Origin of the sequence: Verticiella sediminum (assembly GCF_007558815.1) — a bacterium.
GTDB lineage: Bacteria > Pseudomonadota > Gammaproteobacteria > Burkholderiales > Burkholderiaceae_B > Verticiella > Verticiella sediminum.
In genome coordinates, this window is the sequence record NZ_VLTJ01000042.1 from 288,321 (window position 1) to 310,929 (window position 22,609).

Annotated in this window: 20 protein-coding genes; 6 read left to right on the forward strand and 14 right to left on the reverse strand. The window is 68.7% G+C overall.

Features of this window, described 5'->3' with window-relative positions; translation table 11 throughout:
* Positions 1-25: 25 nt before the first annotated feature.
* The 4 genes from FOZ76_RS25565 to FOZ76_RS25580 all read right to left on the reverse strand — a co-directional run bounded on the left by FOZ76_RS25565 (position 26) and on the right by FOZ76_RS25580 (position 4,937).
* Positions 26-1,717 carry an ABC transporter permease gene (locus tag FOZ76_RS25565; protein WP_246129766.1) on the reverse strand — a complete coding sequence of 564 codons (1,692 nt, stop codon included), beginning with the start codon at positions 1,715-1,717 and terminating at the stop codon, positions 26-28.
* A complete protein-coding gene (locus FOZ76_RS25570) occupies positions 1,714-2,688 on the reverse strand; it encodes an extracellular solute-binding protein (RefSeq protein ID WP_143951108.1) in 975 nt (324 codons plus the stop codon). The genes FOZ76_RS25565 and FOZ76_RS25570 overlap by 4 nt, the downstream gene beginning before the upstream one ends.
* A gap of 87 nt (positions 2,689-2,775) precedes the next feature.
* Positions 2,776-3,849, reverse strand: coding sequence for an ABC transporter ATP-binding protein (locus FOZ76_RS25575; RefSeq protein ID WP_211366509.1), 1,074 nt, complete (start codon positions 3,847-3,849; stop codon positions 2,776-2,778).
* The gene (locus FOZ76_RS25580) at positions 3,849-4,937 is read right to left on the reverse strand and encodes a porin (RefSeq protein WP_143951109.1); all 1,089 of its coding nucleotides are present in this window, start codon (positions 4,935-4,937) and stop codon (positions 3,849-3,851) included. The genes FOZ76_RS25575 and FOZ76_RS25580 overlap by 1 nt, the downstream gene beginning before the upstream one ends.
* 207 nt (positions 4,938-5,144) lie before the next feature.
* On the opposite strand from FOZ76_RS25580, the gene tal reads away from it, so the two are divergent.
* Together tal and FOZ76_RS25590 are read left to right on the forward strand one after the other, a co-directional pair.
* The gene (tal, locus tag FOZ76_RS25585) at positions 5,145-6,098 is read left to right on the forward strand and encodes a transaldolase (protein WP_143951110.1); all 954 of its coding nucleotides are present in this window, start codon (positions 5,145-5,147) and stop codon (positions 6,096-6,098) included.
* A gap of 170 nt (positions 6,099-6,268) precedes the next feature.
* Positions 6,269-7,696: an MFS transporter gene (locus FOZ76_RS25590; RefSeq protein WP_143951111.1), complete on the forward strand. Its 1,428-nt coding sequence runs from the start codon at positions 6,269-6,271 to the stop codon at positions 7,694-7,696.
* Positions 7,697-7,748: 52 nt separating this feature from the next.
* Here FOZ76_RS25590 and FOZ76_RS28245 read toward each other — a convergent pair whose 3' ends face one another.
* From FOZ76_RS28245 to pcaQ, 3 genes are all read right to left on the reverse strand, one after another.
* Positions 7,749-8,600, reverse strand: a complete 852-nt coding sequence (locus FOZ76_RS28245; protein ID WP_143951279.1) for a TPM domain-containing protein — start codon at positions 8,598-8,600, stop codon at positions 7,749-7,751.
* A 79-nt stretch (positions 8,601-8,679) separates the two neighbouring features.
* Positions 8,680-9,285, reverse strand: coding sequence for a LemA family protein (locus FOZ76_RS25600; RefSeq protein WP_143951112.1), 606 nt, complete (start codon positions 9,283-9,285; stop codon positions 8,680-8,682).
* 49 nt (positions 9,286-9,334) lie between these two features.
* Positions 9,335-10,297: a pca operon transcription factor PcaQ gene (gene pcaQ / locus FOZ76_RS25605; RefSeq protein WP_143951113.1), complete on the reverse strand. Its 963-nt coding sequence runs from the start codon at positions 10,295-10,297 to the stop codon at positions 9,335-9,337.
* Between the two features lie 91 nt (positions 10,298-10,388).
* Between pcaQ and pcaH the strand changes: the two genes are divergently transcribed.
* Both pcaH and pcaG read left to right on the forward strand, forming a co-directional pair.
* Entirely contained in the window at positions 10,389-11,096 is a 708-nt protein-coding gene (gene pcaH / locus FOZ76_RS25610; protein WP_143951114.1) for a protocatechuate 3,4-dioxygenase subunit beta, read from the forward strand.
* 4 nt (positions 11,097-11,100) lie between these two features.
* Positions 11,101-11,688 (forward strand): protocatechuate 3,4-dioxygenase subunit alpha, encoded by a 588-nt coding sequence (pcaG, locus tag FOZ76_RS25615; protein ID WP_143951115.1) that lies wholly within the window; start codon positions 11,101-11,103, stop codon positions 11,686-11,688.
* 134 nt (positions 11,689-11,822) lie between these two features.
* Here pcaG and FOZ76_RS25620 read toward each other — a convergent pair whose 3' ends face one another.
* Entirely contained in the window at positions 11,823-12,728 is a 906-nt protein-coding gene (locus tag FOZ76_RS25620; protein ID WP_246129767.1) for a helix-turn-helix domain-containing protein, read from the reverse strand.
* 105 nt (positions 12,729-12,833) lie between these two features.
* Between FOZ76_RS25620 and pobA the strand changes: the two genes are divergently transcribed.
* Both pobA and gcvA read left to right on the forward strand, forming a co-directional pair.
* A complete protein-coding gene (pobA, locus tag FOZ76_RS25625; RefSeq protein ID WP_143951117.1) occupies positions 12,834-14,006 on the forward strand; it encodes a 4-hydroxybenzoate 3-monooxygenase in 1,173 nt (390 codons plus the stop codon).
* A 91-nt stretch (positions 14,007-14,097) separates the two neighbouring features.
* Positions 14,098-15,009: a transcriptional regulator GcvA gene (gene gcvA, locus FOZ76_RS25630; protein WP_143951118.1), complete on the forward strand. Its 912-nt coding sequence runs from the start codon at positions 14,098-14,100 to the stop codon at positions 15,007-15,009.
* A gap of 56 nt (positions 15,010-15,065) precedes the next feature.
* Here the strand turns inward: gcvA and FOZ76_RS25635 are convergent, their stop codons facing one another.
* From FOZ76_RS25635 to FOZ76_RS25660, 6 genes are read right to left on the reverse strand one after another with little or no spacing between them, the layout of a single operon-like run.
* Positions 15,066-17,138, reverse strand: coding sequence for an acetate--CoA ligase family protein (locus FOZ76_RS25635; protein ID WP_211366541.1), 2,073 nt, complete (start codon positions 17,136-17,138; stop codon positions 15,066-15,068).
* Positions 17,139-17,190: 52 nt separating this feature from the next.
* A complete protein-coding gene (locus tag FOZ76_RS25640) occupies positions 17,191-18,351 on the reverse strand; it encodes an acyl-CoA dehydrogenase family protein (RefSeq protein WP_143951120.1) in 1,161 nt (386 codons plus the stop codon).
* A 47-nt stretch (positions 18,352-18,398) separates the two neighbouring features.
* Complete coding sequence (locus FOZ76_RS25645; RefSeq protein ID WP_143951121.1) at positions 18,399-19,178, reverse strand: class II aldolase/adducin family protein; 780 nt, start codon at positions 19,176-19,178, stop codon at positions 18,399-18,401.
* Between the two features lie 23 nt (positions 19,179-19,201).
* Positions 19,202-20,098, reverse strand: coding sequence for an amidohydrolase family protein (locus FOZ76_RS25650; RefSeq protein WP_170235632.1), 897 nt, complete (start codon positions 20,096-20,098; stop codon positions 19,202-19,204).
* 24 nt (positions 20,099-20,122) lie between these two features.
* Positions 20,123-21,478, reverse strand: a complete 1,356-nt coding sequence (locus tag FOZ76_RS25655) for an MmgE/PrpD family protein (protein WP_211366512.1) — start codon at positions 21,476-21,478, stop codon at positions 20,123-20,125.
* Positions 21,479-21,511: 33 nt separating this feature from the next.
* Entirely contained in the window at positions 21,512-22,492 is a 981-nt protein-coding gene (locus FOZ76_RS25660; RefSeq protein ID WP_143951124.1) for a Bug family tripartite tricarboxylate transporter substrate binding protein, read from the reverse strand.
* Between the last annotated feature and the right edge of the window lie 117 nt (positions 22,493-22,609).

Sequence of the window (22,609 nt, forward strand, 5' to 3'; positions counted from 1 at the left end):
GTTTTGGCAGCAACTTCGCCGACGCTCAGCCCGTGAGGCTGCCCCCTCTGCGGTGCAGCAGCCCGCCCGCCAGCGCCATCACCGAGGCCGTCATTGCGATGGCAAGCACGCTCATCGCCATGCCCTGCCCGAGCGAACCCTGCTCGAACTGACGCCAGACGAATACCGAGACAGTCTGCATGCCGGTAGGCGCGAGCAGCAGCGAGGCCACCAGTTCACGCGAGGCGATCGCGAACACCAGCAGCATGGCCGCCGCAAGGCTCGGCGCCATCAGAGGCAGCAGGATACGGACGATCGCCATCGCCGCCGAGGCGCCGTGCACGCGCGCGGCCGCCTCCAGCCCGGGCCCGATCTGGCGCAGCGCGGCGTTGGCGTAGCGCACCGTGATCGGCAGCAGCAGGCAGCTATAGGCGAGCACCAGGATGACCCAGGTGTTGTACGGAGTGGCCGGCCACCAGCGCTGGTTCCAGACCAGAATCAGGCCGACCGCCACGACGATCCCCGGCATGGTGTTGGGCAGCAGGCTCAAGGCGTCGATCAGCCCGCTGCCGCGGACTCTGGCCGTCACCACGCAATAGGCGATGAGCGCGCCCAGCGCGCCGGTCACGCAGGCCGCGCCCAGCCCCAGCACCAGGCTGTTGCCCAATGCCCGCGTGGCCTCGCCGCCCTCACGGCCGATCGCCGCGTAGTGCGCGAAGGAAAGATTGTCCCAGGCCAGCCCTCCCGAGAGCGTGCGCAGGAGCGATGTGCTCGCCACCGAGAACAGCGGCGCGACGACTGCCACCAGCACGACCAGGCCGAACAGAACCAGCACCGGCCAGCGCCAGGGGCCCAGCTCGGCCGCGGCCTGGGCGGCCGGCTTGCCGGCGGTGGTCTCGAACCCGCGCCGCGCCAGCAAGGCGCGCTGCGTGCAGAACGCCGCCAGGCCCAGGGCCACCAGGATCATCGACAGCAGCGCCGCGCCCGGCAGATCGATGGGCCACTCCGAGAAGCGGCGCTCGATGCCGGTGACCAGCACGAAGAAGCCGGCGTCCGAGGCCAGCACCGCGGGCGTGCCGTACTCCTCGATCGCCATGGCGAACACCAGCAGCAGGCTGGCCGCGAGCGCGGGCAACGCGAGCGGTACGACGATGCGCCACAGGCATTGCCATGGTGACGCGCCGCAGACCCGGCCGACCTCGGCCAGCCGCAGCCCGGTGGCCGCGACCGAACGCGACACGGCGAAATACACGACGGGAAAGACATTGAGCGTCATTACGAAGGCGACGCCCCAGAACGAGAACAGCCAGCGCTGCAGGGACGGGCCGCCCAACTGCTGCAGATAGCCGTTGGGCTGCAGCAGCATGATCCACCCCATCGCCGCGATGTAGGGCGGCACCAGGAAGGGCAGCAGCAGCGCAACGTCCCAGAAGCGCGCTGCCGGCACGCGGCAGGCACCGCGCAGCACGCCGAGCGGCACACCCAGCAGCGCCGCGAAGCCGACCACCGTCAACGCCAGACGCATCGTGTTGGCCGTCAGTTCGAGCAATGCCGGGTCGGCGAAGGTCTGGGCGAGCGCGCCGAACGGATGCGCGAGACTGCCGCGCGCCAACTCGGGAAACACCGCCTGCAGACCGATGAACGCAAGAGGCAGCGCGACGAGCACGCCGAGGACCGCACAGACCAGCCAGACGATGCCGCGGGCCGATGCGCCCGCGCCTGCCCCCTGCGCCATCATTTGCGGCCGAACACCTGGGCGAAGCGGCGCAGCGTCGCCTCGCGCTCGGCCTGGCCGACCTGGGCGTCCAGCGGCAGCAGCTTCAGCGCATCCAGTCCGGCGCGGCGTGCCGGCACGTCGGCGCGCGCGGGCAGCAGGAACGTGTCGGCGACCAGCGCCTGCCCCTCGTCCGACAGCACGTAGTCGATGAACGCCTGCGCCTGGGCCGGGTTGGGCGCGGCCTTCATGACCATCATCGGACGCGGTGCGATCACCGTGCCGCTGGCCGGGAAGATGACCTCGATGGCCTCGCCGTTGTCCTGGCTGCCCAGCGCGACGTAATCGACTGCCCCGAACACGGCAGCCTTGGCGCCCTGCAGCACCGGGTTGAGGGCCTGCGCATTGGCGCCGGCCACGCTGGCGCCGTTCTCGCGCAGCGCGCCGAGCAGTTTCCAGGCCGCGTCGCCCTGGGCGGCCTGCAGGCCGAGCAGCAGTTCGAGCGAGGTGCCGGACTGCGCCGGGTCGGGCAGGTTGACCTTGTCCTTGAACGCGGGCGCGGCCAGATCCTGCCAGTCGGCGGGACGCGGCGTGCCGCTCCTGGTGTTCCAGGCGATGGCCAGCGCGGACAGCCCCTGGGCGACGAAATCCTGCGTACGGAAGGCGGCCGGCACCTGGGCCGCGTGCGCGCTGGTGTAGGGCTGCAGCAGACCGCGCGCCGACAGGTCGACCGCGCTGTCCCAGGAGGCCGAGATCACGACGTCGGCATGCGGGTTGGCCGCTTCGGCTTCCAGGCGCGCGAGCACCTTGCCGGTGTCGGCCTGGAACACATCCACGGGCACCCCCGTCCTGGCGGTGTAGCCCGCCGCCAGCGCCTTGGCGAGGCCGCCCGGGCCGGCCGTGTAGACAGTGAGCGACTGAGCCGCGGCCGGCAACACCGCCGCGCACAGGACGGCCGCGCCGATCATGCGCAGACTACGCAGGGAGAGAGTCATGAAAGTCTCACAAGAGAAGGTGGAAACAGGAGGTGAAACACAGCGGGGATGGAACACAAATGGAGCGGGAAGAACGAAGCGGGCAGGTCAGGCGGCCGGCAGCCAGCGCACGCGCGTCCAGTCCAGCGCCAGGCGCACGCGCTCACCGGGCTGATGGCGACGCGCGCTCAGCCAGTCGACCTCGAGTTCGCCGCCGGCCGGCGGCCGCAGGCGCACCGTGGTCGCGTAGTGTCCAGCGCGATAGCGCTGCGCGCGCACTACGCCGGACAGGCCACCATCCGTCACCGCGCGCAGGGCGGATTGCGGGAAATACAGGTGGCCGGCGCCGTCGGCCGGTACGCCGAACGGCAACTCCGGCTGCATGGTGTCGCCGGCCAGGCCCATCGCGCCGGCCGCAAGATGCGCCGGCAGCAGGTTGCCCTGCTTCAGGAAGGCCGCGACGGCGGCATTCGCCGGGGCATCGATGAGTTGTTCGGGCGCGGCAAGCTGCCGGATCCCGCCCTCGCCCAGCACGGCGACCTGATCGGCCAAGGCGAACGCTTCTTCGTGATCGTGGGTGACGTAGACGGCGGTCGTGCCCAACTCGCGCAGCAGCCCGCCGATTTCGTCGCACAGCGACTCGCGCAGGTCCCGGTCCAGGTTCGACAGCGGCTCGTCGAACAACAGCAGAGCCGGACGCGCCGCGATGGCTCGGGCGAGCGCGACGCGCTGCTGCTGCCCGCCGGACAGGCTGGCCGGATTGCGCGCAGCCTGGCCCGCCAGACCGACCAGGGCGAGGACTTCGTCCACCCGGCCGGCGATGTCCGCCTTGCGCCAGCCGCGCATCTGCAACGGAAACGCGACGTTGCCGCCCACGCTCAGGTGCGGCCACAGCGCGTAGTCCTGAAACACCATGCCCAGGCCGCGGCGCTCGGGCGGGACGAAGCGGCCCGCGCCGGCGACCTCGACCCCGCCAAGGCGGATGGAACCGGCGTCCGGCCGCGCCAGGCCGGCCAGCAGCTTGAGCAGCGTGGTCTTGCCGCAGCCGGACGGACCGAGCAGGGCCAGCACCCGGCCGGCGTCCAGGCCGAGATCGACGGCGTCGAGCACGACCCGCTCGCCATAGCGCTGGGTCAGGCCGCGCAGCTCGATGCCGACGGCCGCGCCTGGGACGCTCGTCATCAGAACTTGTGCTGCAGGCCCACACCGAACTGCGTGGTGCGGCTGTCGGGCGCGAACCCGTACAGGTCGCCGTCCTGCAGGCTGGCCAGGGCGTAGAGGCTGGTGCGCTTGCTGAGCGCGTAGTTCACGCCCAGGTTGTACACATTGACGCTGTCGCCGCCGGGAAAGGCGCTGCTGTCGGGCGAGACATGGCTGTACGAGGCCAGCAGCGAGGTGCTGCCCAGGGGCACGGTCACGCCCACCAGGTAGGCGTTGACCTTGCCGTCGAAGTAGGCCGACTCGCCCAGGTTGTTGTTGGGCGAACTCGAAGCACCCTCGGCACTCTTGACCCAGCCGTCCTTCTGCTGGCTCCAGCCCAGGCCCACCTGCACGACCTTGAAGTCGTAGGTGGCGCCGAGCTGGATCGCCGACGGATCGCGCCCGTTGGCGTTGGTGTCGAGGTCGCTGGTGTTCAGCCGGTCGTAGGTGGCGGCGACGTACAGCGGCCCGCTCGCGTAGCGCGCGGCCAGGTTCCAGGCGGTAGTGCGGCGATCGCTGCTTTCCACGCCCCCGCGGGTGTTGAACGAGTATCCGCCCGCCACCTGCAGGTTGGCGAACTTGGGCGAGAGGTAGGTCACCACGTTGTCGAAACGCGGCGTATCGGAAGCGCGAAAACCGCTCTTGCCGATGGCCGCGTTGGACCAGCTCGTGCCGAACGGGCTGACCTCGCCGAACCAGGTCGACGACATCGTGGCCTGGCGGCCGAAGCGCAGCTCGCCGAAGCCGCCGGACAGCCCGCCCCAGGCGGCGCGGCCGAACAGGCGGCCGTTCTGGCCCAGGGTGCCGTTGTTCAGGTTGAAGCCGCTTTCGAGCTGGAAATTGGCCTTCAGGCCGCCGCCCAGATCCTCGGAGCCGCGCAGACCCCAGCGCGAACCGGACTGGCCGCCGCTCAGCAGGCCGGTGGTGGATTCGGTATCGCCCTCGCTCTTGATGCGCTCGTGGAAGATGCCGATGTCGGCGATGCCGTACAGGGTGACGGAGGTCGTGCTCTGGGCTTGGGCCGCACCTGCGCAGACGATGAGGCAGGCGGCAGCGGGAATTCGAAACATGGGGAGTCTCTGCTAGGGTGATGGGGCGGGCGCAACACACGGCACGGCTTGACACCAGTGGTTACGTGACCCGCATTGAACCCGTCCGGCATGACGCGGCAATGACAGCCGCTCCTGGCGTGCCCCGTGCCGCCAGGCCGATGCGATGCCTTAATATGGACGGCTGCGGCACCGCCGTCCTTTTCCCGTTCTGCCCATCCGACTCCCATGCCCAGCCTGCTCGACTCCCTGCGCCAGACCACCACCGTCGTCGCCGACACCGGCGACTTCGAAGCCGTGCGCAAATATCGCCCGACCGACGCCACGACCAACCCGACGCTGATCCTGAAGGCCGCGCAGAGCGAGGCCGGCAAGCCGGTGCTGGAGCGCGTGCTGCACCAACACCGCGCCGCCGACGAAGCCACCGTGCTCGATCGCCTGCTGGTGGCCTTCGGCCGCGAGATCCTCGACCTGATCCCGGGCCGCGTCTCGACCGAGGTCGATGCACGCCTCTCGTTCGACACCCGCGCCACCGTCGAGCGCGGCCGCCAGTTGATCGCCTTCTACGAAGCCGCCGGCGTGGCGCGCGAGCGCGTGCTCATCAAGATCGCCTCCACCTGGGAAGGCATCGCCGCGGCGCGCGTGCTGCAGGCCGAGGGCATCCGCTGCAACATGACGCTGCTCTTCTCGCTGGCGCAGGCCGTGGCCTGCGCCGACGCCAAGGTCCAGCTCATCTCGCCCTTCGTCGGCCGCATCTACGACTGGTACAAGAAGTCGGAAGGCGCCGCCTGGGACGAGGCCGCCCGCGCCGGCGCCAACGACCCCGGCGTGCAGTCGGTCACGGCGATCTATCGCTACTACCGCCAGCACGGCATTCCCACCGAGATCATGGGCGCGAGCTTTCGCAACAGCGGCCAGATCCTCGCGCTCGCCGGCTGCGACCTGCTCACCATCAGCCCGCAGCTACTCGAGGAACTCTCGGGCAAGGAAGGCACGGTCGAGCGTGTGCTGTCGCCCGAGGCCACCGGTCAGGCCGTGCCGACGCTCGCCTGCGACGAGGCTTCGTTCCGCTTCGCGCTGAACGAAGATGCCATGGCTACCGAGAAGCTCGCCGAAGGCATCCGCGTGTTCGCGGCCGACGCGCGTAAGCTCGACCAGGTCATCGCCCAAGCACTGGCCTGAGTGCTGTCACCACCGAGCGGACGGCGCGCTGGCCGCCTCGGCGGCCGCGCCGAGCGCCCGGAACCGACCGCGGCCGTATAGCGCTGCGGCCGGAACGCAGGCGCCGCCCCCAAGCGAGTCAAGTCCCGCCGAATTGGGCATACTTGCGACCTTTGCGATTCGGCCGGGCCATGGTTCCCTCCTCTGCGACACCCGATGCGGGTCCCGCCCGCTGGCGCGATCTCTTCAGCGGCCAGAACGCGCTGCGCGCGCCCATGCTGGCCGGCGGCGTGGGCGTACATGCCATCAACGTTTTCCTGGCCACGACCATCCTGCCCTCCGTGGTCGCCGACATCGGCGGCCTGGACTACTACGCCTGGAACACCACGCTGTTCGTGGTGGCCTCCATCCTGGGCGCCGCATGCTCGACCCGTCTGCTCGCCGCCCAGGGCGCGCAGCGCGCCTATGCCTTCGCGGCGCTGATGTTCGCGCTGGGCAGTGCGCTGTGCGCGCTCGCGCCCAGCATGCCCGTGCTGTTGAGCGGGCGCGTCGTGCAGGGCCTGGGCGGCGGCACGCTGGTCGCCCTCTCCTACGCCATGATCCGCCTGGTTTTCGACGCACGGCTGTGGCCGCGCGCCATGGCGCTGGTCTCGGGCATGTGGGGCATCGGCACCCTGGTCGGGCCGGCCGTGGGCGGTATGTACGCCGAATTCGGCCATTGGCGCTGGGCCTTCGGCACGCTGGTGCCGATCGCCGGCCTGTTCGCCGTGCTCGCCCGCCTCATCCTGCCGGGCCGCGCCAGCGCGGCGCCGGCGCGCAGCGGCATGCCCTGGCTGCAGTTGGCGCTGCTCACCTCGGCCGTGCTCGCCGTCTCGGCCGGCAGCGTGCATGGCAGCGTGGCGGGCAGCGCGCTGGGCATTGCCTGCGCCGCCGTGGCGTCGCTCGCGCTGCGGCGCACGGAGCTGCGCGCACGCCATCGCCTGTTGCCCACCGATGCGCTCACCGGCCGCTCGGTGCTCGCCCCGCTGTACGCCTGCATGTGCCTGCTGCCGATCACCGTGACGAGCTGCGAAATCTTCGTCCCGCTGTTCCTGCAGGTGCTGCACGCGCAATCGCCGCTGCGCGCCGGCTACCTGGCAGCGCTGATGGCCGCGGGCTGGACGCTGGCCGCGCTCTACACCGCCGGACGCAGCCCGGCCGGCGCGCGCCGCGCGCTCATTGCCGCGCCCTGCGTCTCCCTGGTGTCGGTCGCCATGCTGGCGTGGCGCATGCCGATGGTCTCGGAGGGCGCATGGCCCACGCTGCTGGCCATGACGCCGCCGATGCTGGGCGTGGGCATGGGGGTGGGCCTGGCCTGGCCGCATTTGCTCACGCGGGTGTTCCAACATGCGCCCGCGGGCGAGGAGCACCTGGCGTCGGCCTCGATCACCACCGTGCAGCTCTATGCCACGGCGATCGGGGCGGCGCTGGCCGGCATGGTGGCGAACGCCGCCGGGCTGAGCGACCCCGGCGGGGTCGAAGGCACGGCGAACGCGGCGCGCTGGCTCTTCACTGCCTTCATGGCCGCCCCCGCGCTGTGCCTGCTCGCCATGCTGAACGCGGTGCGCCGCGCGGGCTAGGCTGGCCCCCGCGGCGCTTCGTTGCGCTCACCGGGCGTCGACGGGCCCTGGCCTACCAGCGGCCGGAGGCACCGCCGCCGCCCGAGCGGCCGCCACCGCCGCGAAAGCCGCCGAAGCCGCCCCCCAGGCCGCCGCCGCCCCGCCCACCCCGGAAGCCGCCGCCGAAGCCGCCGCCAAAACCTCCACCGAAGCCGCCACCCCCGCCACCGCCGTTGCGCCAGGCCTTGCGCAGACCCATGGCCGTGAAGACCGCGCTCAGGCCGCCGCACACGGCTGCGCCCGCGACGACCCCGAGCACGCCGCCGGCGACGACCCAGCCCACGATGCCGCCACCGATGGCCGCGAAGATGGGCGTGGTCACCACAGCAACCAGCAGCGCGAAGAACAGCGCCGCGCCGATGCTGGTCGCCGCCGTCGGCGCATCCGACTCGGTCGCGGGCGGTGGCAGCGGCTCGCCTTCGACCAGCGCGATCATGCTGGCCACCCCCGCCTCGACGCCGGCGGCAAAGTCGCCGGCCGAAAACCGCGGCACGATCTGCTCCCGGATGATGCGGCTCGCCTGCACGTCCGTGATCGCGCCTTCCAGCCCGTAGCCGACTTCGATGCGCAGCGCGCGATCGTCCTTGGCCACCACCAGCAGCGCGCCGTCGTCCACGCCCTCGCGGCCGAGTTTCCAGCGCTCGAACACGCGTACGGCGTAGTCATCGATCGGCGCGCCCTCGGTGCTCGGCACCATCAGCACGGCGAGCTGCGCCCCCTTCTCCTTCTCGAGCGATGCGAGACGCTGCTCGAGATCGCGCCGCTGCTCGGCCGACAGCGTGTCGGTGGTGTCGGTCACGCGCTGCGTCAGCGTCGGGATCTCGCCCTGCTGCGCCCAGGCGCATGCCGCCAGCAGCAGGCCCATCAGCGCAAGCCACCAGCGTGCGTCGATGAGCGCGATGCGCGCCGCGGCGGCGCCGCGCTGCCTTCTCGATAGGTTCACGTCATCCTCCCGCGGGCTTCTGCCCGCCGAAATCCACCGCCGGCGGACGCGAGATCTCAGCCTCGTTCTCCACCGAGAAATTCGCCTTGGGCGCATAGCCCATCACCTTGGCCGTGAGCACCGCCGGGAACTGGCGCACCAGCACGTTGTAGGACTGCACCGCCTGCACATAGCGCCCGCGCGCCACCGCGATGCGGTTCTCCGTACCCTCGAGCTGCGACATCAGGTCGCGGAACAGCCCATCGGCCTTGAGCTGAGGGTAGTTCTCGCTCACCGCCAGCAGGCGCGACAACGCGGAGGACAACTGCCCCTGCGCCTGCTGGAAGCGGGTCATCAGCTCCTGGTCGTCGAGCTGGTCGGCAGTGATCTGGATCGTTCCCACCCGGGAGCGCGCCTCGGTGACCTCCGAGAGCACCTGCTGCTCGTGCGCGGCATAGCCCTTGACCGTATTGACCAGGTTCGGCACCAGGTCGGCCCGGCGCTGGTACTGGTTGAGCACCTCGGACCAGGCTGCCTTGACCTGTTCGTCGGCCGCCTGGATGGCGTTGTATCCGCAACCGGACAGCAGCATCAGAAAGGCCAGGACGGCCACGAAACGCACTCTCATGGGATGCTTCCCCTTTCTCGTTGAAACCATGCGGCACCGCGCCGCTCTCCTAGGCAGGAACCGCCGCTCGCGCGGCAGCCTGCTCGCGCAGCGCGGACTGCAGCGCCTGGCTGATGCCGCTGGGCACTGCGTCCGTCTGCGTCAACACGCCGACCGGCTCTTCCGAGCCGCCCGTCGGGATCGGCAGTCTAACCAGCACCCCGCTGTCGACGAAAGCCTCGACGGCGCTGGGGGCGGTCAGCCAGACCTCGTCGCCGCTGTCGATCAGGCTGCGCGCCAGCGAATCGGACAAGGTCTGCACGGCGACCCGGGGCCGGCTGATGCCGGCCGCGAGCAACAACGCATCCGCCGCGTGCCGCAACATCGTACCCGCAGGCGGCAGCACCAGGCCGTAATCCGCGAGGTCGGCCATGCGCGGCTGGCTGCGCCGGGCGAGTGGATGCCCGGGCCGCACGACGGCGGCGAGCGGTTCCGCATACAGGAACTCGAAGCGCAGCCCGCCCAGTTCGTCCGGATCGGACAGGCGCCCCACCACCAGGTCGAGATCGCGGCGGCGCAACGCGCGCAGAAGCTCCAGATTGCTGCCGGTGACCACGTGCATGGCGGTTTCGGGATGGGACGAACGTAGCCGTCGCAAAGCCGGTGCCAGCACTGCCGAGGCCACCGTTGGCAGGCAGCCCACGCGCAGGGGAGGTGAGGCCAGCGCGGGCGCCACGCTCGCGATGGCCCGCTCCAGCGCCTCCAGGCATAGACCGACATGCGGCAGGAAGGCCTGCGCCTGCGCGGTGAGGGCCACGCCCCGGCGCCCGCGCACGAACAGGCGCGCGCCCAGGATGTCCTCGAGTTCGTTCAGGGTCTTGGTGACGGCGGGCTGGCTGATGGCCAGGGTCTCGGCAGCGCTGCTCAGCCGGCCCAGACGGGCCACCGCCAGGAAACAGTGCAGATGGCGCAGCCGCAGGCGGTGGGCCGCGCCCTGCCTGGAGCCGAGGCCGCCGGCCGGTGGATTTTCCATAACCTTTAGTTAATTTTATTTCGATGAAAACTCAATTTAATTAACTTCAGGTAATGTGTAAAGTAGCTGGCCAAGCTTCCAGGAGAGCCCGATGAGCGATACGCCACGCCTGCTGACCCCGCGCGACTGGGCCAGCCATTCGCAGTATGTCTACCCGCCCTACAAGTCCACGGTGCTGCGCGGCCCCACCAAGCCGCTGGTCCCGCTGACGCCGGCGCTGAAAAACCTCAACGCGCCGGTCTACGGCCACGACCTCGTGGGCGAGCTCGACCACGACCTCACGCGCAACGCGGTGCGCAACGGCGAGCCGCTGGGCGAGCGCATCATCGTCACCGGCCGCGTCACCGACGAGGACGGGCGCCCCGTGCGCAACACGCTGATCGAGATCTGGCAGGCCAACGCCGCCGGCCGCTACGTGCACAAGGTCGACCAGCACGACGCCCCGCTCGATCCGAACTTCCTCGGCGCCGGCCGCTGCATGACCGACGACGATGGCCGCTATACCTTCATCACCATCAAGCCGGGCGCCTATCCCTGGGGCAACCATCCCAATGCCTGGCGCCCCAACCACATCCATCTCTCGCTGTTCGGCCAGTACTTCGCCAGCCGCCTGGTGACGCAGATGTACTTCCCGGGCGATCCGCTGCTCGCCTACGACCCGATCTTCCAGGGCACGCCCGAGCAGGCGCGCGAGCGCCTCGTCGCCCAGTTCTCGCTGGACGTCACGCGCGCCGACTGGGCGCTCGGCTATGTCTTCGACATCGTCCTGCGCGGCCCCCAACAGACCCCGATGGAGTGAGTCCATGAAACTCGGCCAGACCCCGTCCCAGACCGTGGGCCCCTACTTCGCCTACGGCCTGACGCCCGAGCAGTACCTGTACGACTTTCGCAGCGCCTTCACGCCCGTGCTGGTGCGCGACGACACGCCCGGTACGCCGATCGAGATCACTGGCCAGGTGATCGACGGCGCCGGCAAGCCGATCAACGACGCCATGCTCGAGATCGCCCATGCCGATGCCAGCGGCAGGTTCGTGAGCAGCCTGCAGGAGGTCGAAGCGAGCGGCTTCACCGGTTTCGGCCGCTGCGGCACGGGCACCGACGCGCAGAACCGCTACCGCTTTCGCACCATCAAGCCGGCCGCCTGTGGCGAAGGCGAGGCGCCCTACGTGAACGTCATCGTCACCATGCGCGGCATGCTGGTGCACGCCTTCACCCGTATGTACTTCGAGGACGAAGCCCAGGCCAACGCCCAGGACCCGGTGCTGCAGAGCGTGCCCGGCGAGCGCCGCGAGACCTTGATCGCACGCCGCGAAGCGCGCGAAGGCCGCATCGTGTATCGCTTCGACATCCACATGCAGGGCGAGCGCGAGACGGTGTTCTTCGATCTTTGAGGCTCGCCCCCGCGCCGGCCGGACTGCACGGCCGCCGGCCGGGTCCAGGCTCGGCAGGCGCTTGGCCAGCGCTGCGGCGCCAGCCGTGTCCCGCCCTGGTGTGCAAGCTCGTGGACGACTTCCTGGCCTGAGCCTCAGCCCACCGGCCGCCCCCGGCCGGCGGCCGAGAAGCGCCGCCGCGCCTCGTCCCGGTAGCCGCTGGGCGTGCGCCCCGTGTGCCGATGAAAGAACCGGCTGAAGTACGCCGCGTCGGCGAAGCCCAGGGTCAAGGCCACTTCCTTGACGCTGAGCGAGGTATAGGCAAGGTCACGCTCGGCCTCGGCAAGCAGGCGGCGATGCAGCGTGCCCAGCGCCGAACAGCCGAGGTGTTCCCGGCACAGGCGGTTGAGCTGGGTCGGTGTGATGCCCAGCTCGCCGGCGTAGTGCTCGATGTCGCGCCGCGTCCGGTAATCGCGCTCGAGCAGCACGCGAAAGCGCCGCAGATGGCGCTGCGCCCGGGTTTCGTGGCTGGCGCGGTGCGCGTGGGCGCGTACCTCCAGGAGGCGGGCCAGCAACAGCGTGAAGGCCGCGCGCATGCTCGCCAGCCGCCACGGCTCGCTCGACGCGAACGTCCCGACCAGCATGTCGACCAGAGCGCCGACCTGCGCATCCTCGGTCGAGCCCGCCACCCAGTCCAGCACCAGCGGCCGCTCGCAGGCAGCCACCAGATCCGCCTGCAGCCCGGCCTGCACGGCCGTGACCACCCAGCCCTCGATATCCGGCGCGAACTGGAAACCGTGGCCGTGCCCGGCGGGACTGAGCACCGCGCAGGGTCCGCGCAGCGGAATCACGCCGTCCTCCGTCCAGGCCTTCCCCTCGCCGCGCCGGATGTACAGAATCTGCAAGAAATGCTCGTGCCGATGCGGCCGTATCTCCCAGTCGTGCAGTCGGCTGCGCGACGGGATGGATTCGCAATGGAGCTGTTCCGTCAGTACGGATGACGAGGGAGCGGCCTCGCCATACAGGGCATAGGTGGGAACCGGGCGCATGTTGCGGTGCATCGATATCGATGTTCGGATTGTCCTGTTCTTCGTCGCTTCTGTCCATTGGCTCACCCAGGCCGCGGGCATAGACTTGCCGCATACCGGAGAACCAGGGAGACACCCATGCGCGTACAAATCGCCATCATCGGGGCCGGCCCGGCGGGCCTGCTGCTCGGCCAACTGCTGCACGGGGCAGGGATCAGCGCTGTCATCATCGAACAGCGCAGCCAGGAATACGTGCTGGGCCGCATCCGTGCCGGCGTGCTCGAACAGGGCACGGTCGAACTCATGGACATCGCCGGCGTGGGTGGGCGCATGCACCGCGAGGGCCTGGTGCACGACGGCACGGAGCTCTGCTTCAAGGGCGAGCGCCATCGCATCGATTTTCACAAGCTGGTCGGCAAGACGGTGATGATCTACGGCCAGACCGAACTCACCCGCGACCTGATGGACGCGCGCCGGGCGCTCGGGCTGCCCACCGTCTACGAAGCCGCCAACGTCGCCGTGCACGACTTCGACACCGCGCATCCGCGCGTCACCTACGAGAAGGACGGCCTCGCCCACGAGGTGCAGTGCGACTTCATCGCCGGCTGCGACGGGTTTCACGGCGTCTGCCGCGCCAGCGTGCCCACCGATGCGCTGCACACCTACGAACGCGTCTATCCCTTCGGCTGGCTGGGCATCCTGTCCGACACGCCGCCGGTCTCCGACGAGCTGATCTACGTCAACCACGAACGCGGCTTTGCGCTGTGCAGCCAGCGTTCGACCACGCGCAGCCGCTACTACGTCCAGTGCCCGCTCGACGACAAGGTCGAGAACTGGTCGGACGAGCGCTTCTGGGACGAACTCAGGCTGCGCCTGGACCGCGAAGCCGCCGAGCGGCTGGTAACCGGCCCCTCCATCGAGAAGAGCATCGCGCCGTTGCGCAGCTTCGTCGCCGAACCGCTGCGCTTCGGCCGGCTCCTGCTTGCCGGCGACGCCGGCCACATCGTTCCACCGACCGGGGCCAAGGGCCTGAACCTCGCAGCCTCCGACGTACGCTTCCTGTGGCAGGCCCTGGAAGACCACTACCGCGGCAACCAGACCGCCCTGGAGCACTACTCCGAGCGCTGCCTGGCGCGCATCTGGAAGGCCGAACGATTCTCCTGGTGGATGACCTCGCTGCTGCACCGCTTCCCGGACAACGGCGATTTCGGCCGCAAGATCCAGGAGGCCGAGCTCGAGTACCTGGTGCATTCCGAAGCCGCCTCGACCTCGCTCGCGGAGAACTACGTGGGGTTGCCGTTCGGCGAGTGACCTGTGGCGGGGAGTATCGTGTGGACAGCGCATCACCGCTGCAAGACAATGCGGGTTCCGCTGTCCTGCCTTTCCGTAGCACCGCGCCAGCATGCGCCTTCCCCCGCTCAACCCTTTACGCGTCTTCGAAGTCGTCGCCCGCACGCACAGCCTTACCGCCGCGGCGGCCGAGCTGCATGTCACGCAGTCGGCGGTCAGCCGTCAGATCGCCGTACTGGAGAACTACCTGGGCGTCGAGCTGATCACCCGCGAACACCGGGGCGTGGCGCTCACCCGCAAAGGCGAAGCCTACGCGCGGCACATCAAACCCGCACTCGGTGCCATCGCCGACGCCACCGACCTCACCATGCGGGACACCACGCAGGGTGCGCTGCGGGTCATAACCTATACGACATTCGCGGGAAAATGGCTGGTGCCTCGCCTGCACGACTTCAAGCGCCTGCATCCCAACATCGAAATAAAGGTTTCGACATCCGTGAGCACGGTGGATTTCGACCACGACCAGGCCGATGTCGCCGTGCAATACGGGGATGGCCAGTGGCCCCGGCTGCAAGCGGATCTGCTGTTCGAGGACGAGTTCGAGCCGATCTGCTCGCCGCACTACCTCGAAAGGGCTGACCGCCACCTCGACCGCACGGAAGACCTGCTCAGACATCGCCTGCTGGTTTCACACTACCGCAGGGCCGACTGGGAGGATTGGCTGTCAGCCACGGGGCTGACCGCATGCGCACAGTCAGCCGAGCGCATGACCTTCAGCACGTCGCTGCTCACCTGGCAGGCGGCCATGGACGGGCTGGGCCTGGCCATAGGCCAAACCGCCCTGCTGCACAGCGAATTGGCGGCCGGGCTGATCGTGCGTCCTTTCCACAGGCCAGTGAGACGCACCAAGGGCCACTACCTGATCCGGCCGAAGGTGCAGCGCGAATCGCGCAAGGTAAGGGCATTTCGCGACTGGCTGCTGGCCGGCACACGCGAAGCGCGCGAAGCCATGAGCCGACAATGATGCGGCCGGCGAGAGGTTGCCGGACCTGCAGCAAACCCGCCCGGCTTCCTTTGCGCTCAGCCTTGCACGACGAGCGCATCCACCGCCACCACACCCTGGCCTTGCGGCATCACCAGCAGAGGATTCACCTCGGCCTCCAGGACCGCCGCATCCGGCAGCACCGCCAGTCGAGACAGCGCGGAAATCGCCTGCGCGAGCGCCTCGAGATCGCCCCGGCTCTTGCCGCGCAATCCCGACAGGGGTTTGAGCATTCGCACTTCCTCGATCATGTCGCGTGCCGTGTCCACACTCACCGGGGCCAGCCGGATACTACGGTCACGGGCCACCTCGGCCCAAATGCCGCCCGCCGCCAGTAGGATGATCGGCCCTGCGTCCGCATCCCGGCGGTATCCGACCAGGACCTCGGCAAGGCCGCTGCGCATCGGCTGCAGCAGCACCTCGTCGCATTCGATGCCCGGCGCTCGCTCCGCCAGGTTCGCCCGCAGCGTGGCGAAGGCGTCGGCCAACGCGGCGTCGCCCTCGATGCCGAGCACAACGCCGCCGACTTCCGTCTTGTGCGGAATGTGCTCTGAACACACCTTCGCCGCCACGGGATAGCCGAACGGCAGTTCGGGCACCTCCCCCGACAGGCTGGCGATCACCGCAGGCGCCCGCGGCACACCCAGGCGATCCAGCAACGTATAGGCCTGCGCTTCGCTCAGGCTTCGCCCGGATGCAGCAGGAGAGGATGCGACCGGCTGGACGCCTGGCATGCGCCGCGCGAATACGGACGCGATCGCGTCGGCGCATGCCTCGGGCCCGGCAAAGCAAGGCACGCCCGCCTCGGTAAGCTGGGCCAGCGCCTGCGGAGCATCCGGCACCAGCATCGCAGCGAGCGGCTTGCCGTGCTGCAGGCTATCGATGATGGGCTTGACAGCGAGATGAGGCTGGAAACGGGCCGAGGAGCCCACCACCGCCAGCACCAGATCGAACTCGGGCGCCTCGAGCAACACGTCCAGTGCCGTCTTCATGACGTCATAGCGCGTACCCGCAAGCGTGAGATCCAGCACTCTTCCCGGGTGCGCCGAGATGCCGGCGTCCCGCAAGCGCGTCAAGGTCTCGGCCGATGCCGGCTCGACGACCACCCCGCGCACACCGAGCTGGTCCACAGCCATCGCCGCACCACCACCGGTCGTCGTCACGACACCCACCCGGCGCGGCGCCGCCCCGTCAAGAGCAAACCGCCCGGCGAGCGGCAGGGCTTCCAGCAACGCCGCCAGCGTCTCCACCCGCGCGATGCCCAGGTCCTTCAGGAAGGCATCGGCGATATCGTCCTCGCCGGCCAGGGCGCCGGTATGCGTGGCAGCCATCTCGGCAGCCGCGGCCGATCGGCCGAGCTTGTAGGCGACCACGGGCTTGCCACGGCGTGCCGCAGCAAGTGCGAACTCTCGCAGCCGCTCACCGTGCCGCAGACTTTCGAGGAACAGCAGATAGCCTTCGATCGCCGGATCATCCAGGGTCGAGAGGCAGATCTCGCCCATGCTCAGATCGGATTCGCTGCCCACCGAGACCAGGCCTGCGAAGCCCAATCCGCGCGCCATGCCTCGCGAAACCAGCGCACCGATCATGCTGCCGCTGTGCGAAGCCACGAAAACACCGCCGCTGCGCAGGTCCGGCTCGGCAAAGGCGGCGTTGGCGGTCAGTCGCAATCCAGTTGCCGGGCGAACGACCCCCAGGCTGCTCGGGCCCAGGATGCGCAAACCCGTACTGCGCGCCAACGCCCGCAATTCCTGCTCGCGGGCGGCGCCTTGCGAGCCCGATTCGGAAAAACCGCTGGCCAGCACGGTCATCACCTTCACGCCGAGACGCGCGCATTCGCTCGCGGCGCCCAGCACGCTGTCCGTTGGCGACAGCACGAACACGTGGTCCGGAACCTCCGGCAGCGAAGCCAGGTCGACATATGCCCGCTCGCCCTGGACCGTGGCACGGTTCGGATTGACGGGATACACCGCGCCCTCGAAACCAGCCTTGCGCAGATACTGCAGCGGGCGTCCACCGGTCTTGGCGGGGTCGTCGGACACGCCGACCAGTGCCACGCTGCGTGGGTTCAACAGAGCCCGGGCCAGTTCCGGCCCCACCGTCGCTTGCATCATAAATCCTCAGTCCATCGTTTCATCGTGAGTCGCAACGCGCTGGCGCCGCTCATGCTCGCGGCGCGGGAGGACGCTGCGAGAAGCTTCGTTCGAAAACGCCTTCGGCGATGCGGTTCTTCAGCATCTCGATCGAGCCCCCGGCGATCATCCAGCCGCGGGTACGACGCACGCAATACTCGACGATGGCTTCCTGGCTATAGCCCGTGCCGCCCATGATCTGCAGGGCCTCGTTGGCGACCTCCCAGCCGGCCTGGTTGCATGCCAGCTTGGCCAAAGCGGTACTCTGCGCGCTGGGCAGGCCATGCTCGCCCTCCATGGCGGCCTTGTAGAGCAGCAACTGCGCGGATTCGAGCTTGAGCTTCATGTCGGCGAACTTCCATTGCAGCCCCTGGAACTCGCACAGTTCGCGGCCGAACTGCCGACGCGTCATGGCATGCTCGCGCGCGATGTTGAAGCAGTGACGTCCGATCGCGAGCGATCTGGACGAATTGCCCAGGCGCTCGACGTTGAAGCCGGATATCTGCTTCTTGAACCCTCCTTCGCCCAGCAGGATGTTGGCCTTGGGAATCCGGCATTCGTCGAAATAGAGCTGGCTCCATGTCTCGCCGCTCATGAAGGCCGAGGGCTTGCCCACCGACAGACCGGGCGTGCCGCGCTCCACCAGGACCGAACCGATGCCGCCCACGCCAGGACCGAACCGCACGTAGACCAGAAACAGCTCAGCCTCCGGACTATGGGTGGAGAACACCTTGCTGCCGTTGATCACGACCTCGTCGCCCTCGATGCGCGCCGAAGCCTTCAGTTCGGTGACCGCCGAACCCGCGTCGGGCTCGCTCATGCCCAGCGCGATCAACTTGCGGCCGGCCAGCAGATCGGGCAGGAACCGCGCTTTCTGCTCGGCACTGGCATATTCGACGAAAGTGCGGATCGGCCCGAAATTTCCGGCTTGCACGATATCGGCACTTTTTGGGCAAACCTGGGCAACCTCCTGGATCGCCAGCACGGCATGCATCAGGGTGCCCCCTTGCCCACCGTCCTCCTCGGAGAAAGTGATGCCGAGCAGCCCATGCTCGGCCAGCAGTTGCGCCGTGCCCCACGGGTAATGCGGCGAGTGCGCGCGTTCGAGTGCACCTTCAGCCAAGTGCTCCTGCGCCAGCCTGCGCACCGAGTCCACGTAGGCTTGGTAATCTTGGTCGAGCTCGAAATTCATGAATGTTTCCGTCGGTTCGAAGGTATATCGTGTTCCGCCGCAGGCGCTCAGGCGTCGTAGCCGGGATTGCGCCGCTCGAGAAGCCGCAGCAGGGCCGGCCATTCCAGAATTCCGTAGGGGCGACGGGTTTCCGGACGGAACAGATGCGCGGTACGTTCCTTGACCTCGTCCGACGGGATGACCAGTTCCGTTCCGCAGGCCATCGCATCGACCTGGAACTCGCATGCGCGATTGAGCGCCAGATGCGTGTTGAACCCTTCCTGGATCGTGCGATTCGCAGTCAGCAGGCCATGATTGAGCAGGATCATGGCCTCCTTGTCGCCCAGGTGCTCGGCCAGGCGCTTGCGTTCGTCGAGGTTCACGACCACGCTTTCATAGGGGTGGTAGCCGATGTGGCCATAGAAGCGCATCGCCTTCTGGCTGATCGGCAGCAGGCCGCACTTGAGCGAGGCAACCGCGCAGCCGGCGCGGGTGTGCGTATGGATCACGCAGCCGACGTCGGGACGGGCGGCATGCACCGCGCTGTGCACGACGAAGCCGGCGGGGTTGATGCCCAGGTCGTCGCGCGCGCGGCCCACGATATTGCCGTCCAGATCGATCTTGACCAGACTCGAGGCGGTGATTTCGTCGAACAGCCAACCGTAGGGGTTGATGAGAAAGTGTTCAGTGTCGGGAATGCGCGCGCTGATGTGGCTATTGACCATGTCGGCCATGCCGACCATCTCGACCAGGCGATAGCAGGCGGCAAGATCGACGCGGGTCTGCCACTCCGCGGGCGAGACCTGGTCCTGCATGGAAGGCAATTCGATAATGGGGGCGACGGGCATGGGATGCTCCTGTGTTCAGTCGTTCAAAAGCCGTACAGCGCGGCCGGGTTGGCCACCAGGATCTTCTCGAGCACGCTGCGCTCGGATGTCCAGGACCCGAGCAGCTCGAGCAGATGATCCGCGCGCGGCATGTTCGAAGGCATGTTGATGTGCGGCCAGTCGCTGCCCCAGACGAGGCGGTCGGGATTCAGCTCGACCAAGCGCTGGTGGAACGGCCGGATGTCCTCGTAGTCGGGGTAGCGCAGCGAAGGCCGGTAAGGCGTGAGCTTGACCCACAAATGCCCCTCCTCCACCAGCGCCCACAGCGGACGATGCAGGGCGTCGCTCAAGGCCCGTTCCGGGTCCGGCCGACCGATGTGATCGATGACGAACGGGATAGGCGTCGAGCGGATCAGAGGCGCAAGCTCACCCAACTGATCGGCCCCGGTCCAGAGCTGAGCATGCAGGCCGAGTTCCTGCATCGCCGGCAGGAGCCTGGGCAATGCCGAGATGTCGACCGCGTTCTTGTAGCGCGGCACACCGGCATCGTCGAGCAAACGGCTGAAGCGCAGCCCGCGCACGCCTGCCGCATACAGGGCTTCAAGCGTGCTGCGGTCGGCATCCTCGGATACCACGGCAACACCGCGAAGGCGCTCTGCGCCGGCGGCAAGCGCATGCAGCAGTGCGCGATTGTCCAGGCCATGCGCGGAAGGCTGCACCAGCACGCCGCGCGAGAAGCCCAGCCTGTCGAGCATGTTCAGATAGTCCTGCGCACTCGTCTCCGGCGGCAGATAGGTATGTTCGGCCGCCAGCGGGAACTGCGCATACGGACCGAAGACGTGGCAATGGCAGTCGCAGGCGCCGGCCGGCACGGCCAGCGCGGGCCTGCCGACCTCGGGCAACTGCGCTGCGGCCGCTCGATCGATAGGGGAAGGTGTCATGGATTTCATCGAGGATGATGGCAGCTAGGCGGTTGGGACATTGCGCAGCGTGGGCAGCGCCACGCCCGCATCCAAGGCCCACAACTGCGCCAGCAGGCCGGCAGCGGCGCCCTCGCCCAGCACGGGCCCCGCAAGCTCCCTGAACTTGGCGCTCAGGTCTTCGTCGCTCAGGGGCAGCTCGGGATCGCCCTTGCGGTGCGGCTGGAAGTACTCGCCGCGGCGGCCGTCGCGGGTATCGATGCGGACACGCGCCGAACGCTGGCCGGGAAAGCGCGCATCGGCCTGCGCGTCGATGTCGAGATCGATGCGCTCCATCAGCGCACGGATGCGCGCATCGCCCAGCCGCGCCGGGCTGAATGCGGCCAGCCTGACGCTGCTGTGCAGCAGCGCGGTGGCGACGACGAACGGCAGGCTGAACCGAGCCTCGGCGGCGCTCGACGGACTGCGCTCGCCAGCCACCGCCAGCGCTGGAGCGTAGGTCGCTATCGATATCCGGGCAATGTCATCGGCACCGATGCCCATCTCCCGCGCCAGCGCGAGCGCACCGTCGATGGGTGCGAACGTATGGCCGCAGCATGCGTGGTTCTTGAAAGTCATGCGCGCGATATGGAAGTCGCGCCCCAGCGTGGCGGCCGCGCCGGACCAGTCGGCGTTCTCGCTCATGGCCCGTCCCATGCCTGCCTCGCCATCGAGCACGTCGGATGAACCGGTCACGCCTTCGCGCGCCAACTGGGCCGCAAGAATCCCCGCCTCGGCGGCCCGCCCCGCATGCAGGGGCTTGGACATCGAGTCCTGGCGGAACGCCTGCTGCAACCCGGCGGCGAACGTGGCCACGGTAGCCAGGGCATGCGCGAACCGCTCTGCCGGCAGACGGTACAGCGCCGCTGCCGCAGCGGCGGCACCGAATGCCCCGACCGTGCCCGTGTTGTGCCAGTAGCGGTAGTGCGCCCGTCCCAGGACGGCGCCGATGCGTGTGGAGATCTCATAGCCCACGATGACCGCGCGCAGGAAGTCGTGCGCGCTCGCTGCGCTCTCCTGCGCGACGGCCAATGCCGCCGCGATGGTCGGCGCACCCGGGTGATAGATCGCATCCTTGAAGATGTCGTCCACCTCGACAGTATGCGCCGCCGTGCCGTTGATGAGCGCGGCGGTCCGCGTGCTCGCCGGCCTCCCCAGGGCGAGGGTTGCCCGGCCGCGGTCGAGGTCTTCGGCCAGCGCGACCTCCATCAGCGTAGCGGGGGATTCGACCGCGCCAGGCACGAGTGCCGCGTACCAATCGACCACCGCACGCTTGGCATGATGGCGGATGCCCGCATCGTCGACCCCAGGGCCCGGGTCTGCGCCCCAGGCGGCAAACGCGCGGATTACGCTGTCTGACATTGTTGCTCCCATCTCGAATTCGCTCGCCCGGTCTTACTGGGCGGACAACAGTCCTTGGCTGGCCAGCGCATCGGCCTTGGCAACCTCACCCTGCAGGAACTTGCCGAACTCCACCGGCGTGGTGACCTGGACTTCGGTACCCAGGCCGGTGAGGCGTTCGTTCACAGCGGGCTCGCGCAACGCCTGGTTGAGGGCATCGTTGAGCTTCTCGACAATGGCTTGCGGCACGCCGGCAGGCGCCAGCAGTCCGGAAGCCGTCACAACTTCGAAGTCCGCCACGCCGGCTTCGCGCAATGTGCGCACGTCGGGCAGATCGGCCGCCCGATGTGCACTGGTGACGGCAAGCGGGCGCAGCGCGCCGCCATTCAGGTGCGGCAGGGAGCTTGGCAACTGGTCGACGATCGCATCGATCTGGTTGCCCAGGAGGTCGTTCAGTGCCGGTGCCGAACCGTTGTAAGGCACGATGTTGAACTTCACGCCCAGCGCCTGCTCGAGCTGCAGGATGGCGATGTGATTGGTCGTGCCGTTGCCGGCATGACCGATCGACACTTCGCCGGGCTTCTGCCGTGCGTACTCGACCAGCTCTTCGAAAGTCTGGAAGCGTCCGCGGGCCGACACCTCCAGCACTTGGGGCGTGATACCGATCAGACCGATGGCGGTGAAGTCATCGGGCGTGAAGGGCACGGCGGACTGCAGCTTGGGGCTGTAGGCGTAGCTGCCGCTGGCGGTCGTGACCAGCGTGTACCCATCCGGCGCGGCCTTGGCCACCACACCATGCCCTATCAGGCCGCCCGCGCCGGGCCGGTTGGACACCAGCACAGTCTGGCCGAGCGTGCGTCCCATCGCTGCGGTCACCAGTCGCGTCACGACATCCAGATTGCCGCCGGGCGCATACGGGACGACCACGGTAACAGGATGGGAAGGATAGTCAGCGGCGCATGCGGCCCCGTGGGCCAGAAGCACCGAAAGGGCAACGGCGATCAGCCCGCTGCCGGCGCCAGGGCGTTTCAACATAGATGTGTCTCCTCAGGTTATCGGGTGCGTTGAATGGCTCGTATGATCCTCTTTGCATGCGTCCGGCACCACTTCCCATTTGGGCCACAGGCCCGACAAAAAATCATGGCAAACCGG

Excerpts from the sequence above, each read along its gene's own strand:
- pcaH (WP_143951114.1), top strand. The coding sequence starts at position 10,389 with ATGAGCGATACGCCACGCCTGCTGACCCCGCGCGACTGGGCCAGCCAT.
- pobA (WP_143951117.1), top strand. The coding sequence starts at position 12,834 with ATGCGCGTACAAATCGCCATCATCGGGGCCGGCCCGGCGGGCCTGCTG.
- FOZ76_RS25600 (WP_143951112.1), bottom strand. The coding sequence starts at position 9,285 with ATGAGAGTGCGTTTCGTGGCCGTCCTGGCCTTTCTGATGCTGCTGTCC.
- FOZ76_RS25640 (WP_143951120.1), bottom strand. The coding sequence starts at position 18,351 with ATGAATTTCGAGCTCGACCAAGATTACCAAGCCTACGTGGACTCGGTG.
- pcaQ (WP_143951113.1), bottom strand. The coding sequence starts at position 10,297 with ATGGAAAATCCACCGGCCGGCGGCCTCGGCTCCAGGCAGGGCGCGGCC.
- FOZ76_RS25620 (WP_246129767.1), bottom strand. The coding sequence starts at position 12,728 with ATGCACCGCAACATGCGCCCGGTTCCCACCTATGCCCTGTATGGCGAG.
- FOZ76_RS28245 (WP_143951279.1), bottom strand. The coding sequence starts at position 8,600 with ATGGGCCTGCTGCTGGCGGCATGCGCCTGGGCGCAGCAGGGCGAGATC.
- gcvA (WP_143951118.1), top strand. The coding sequence starts at position 14,098 with ATGCGCCTTCCCCCGCTCAACCCTTTACGCGTCTTCGAAGTCGTCGCC.
- FOZ76_RS25655 (WP_211366512.1), bottom strand. The coding sequence starts at position 21,478 with ATGTCAGACAGCGTAATCCGCGCGTTTGCCGCCTGGGGCGCAGACCCG.
- FOZ76_RS25580 (WP_143951109.1), bottom strand. The coding sequence starts at position 4,937 with ATGTTTCGAATTCCCGCTGCCGCCTGCCTCATCGTCTGCGCAGGTGCG.
- FOZ76_RS25565 (WP_246129766.1), bottom strand. The coding sequence starts at position 1,717 with ATGATGGCGCAGGGGGCAGGCGCGGGCGCATCGGCCCGCGGCATCGTC.
- pcaG (WP_143951115.1), top strand. The coding sequence starts at position 11,101 with ATGAAACTCGGCCAGACCCCGTCCCAGACCGTGGGCCCCTACTTCGCC.
- FOZ76_RS25590 (WP_143951111.1), top strand. The coding sequence starts at position 6,269 with ATGGTTCCCTCCTCTGCGACACCCGATGCGGGTCCCGCCCGCTGGCGC.
- FOZ76_RS25570 (WP_143951108.1), bottom strand. The coding sequence starts at position 2,688 with ATGACTCTCTCCCTGCGTAGTCTGCGCATGATCGGCGCGGCCGTCCTG.
- FOZ76_RS25575 (WP_211366509.1), bottom strand. The coding sequence starts at position 3,849 with ATGACGAGCGTCCCAGGCGCGGCCGTCGGCATCGAGCTGCGCGGCCTG.
- FOZ76_RS25660 (WP_143951124.1), bottom strand. The coding sequence starts at position 22,492 with ATGTTGAAACGCCCTGGCGCCGGCAGCGGGCTGATCGCCGTTGCCCTT.
- FOZ76_RS25650 (WP_170235632.1), bottom strand. The coding sequence starts at position 20,098 with ATGACACCTTCCCCTATCGATCGAGCGGCCGCAGCGCAGTTGCCCGAG.
- tal (WP_143951110.1), top strand. The coding sequence starts at position 5,145 with ATGCCCAGCCTGCTCGACTCCCTGCGCCAGACCACCACCGTCGTCGCC.
- FOZ76_RS25645 (WP_143951121.1), bottom strand. The coding sequence starts at position 19,178 with ATGCCCGTCGCCCCCATTATCGAATTGCCTTCCATGCAGGACCAGGTC.
- FOZ76_RS25635 (WP_211366541.1), bottom strand. The coding sequence starts at position 17,138 with ATGCAAGCGACGGTGGGGCCGGAACTGGCCCGGGCTCTGTTGAACCCA.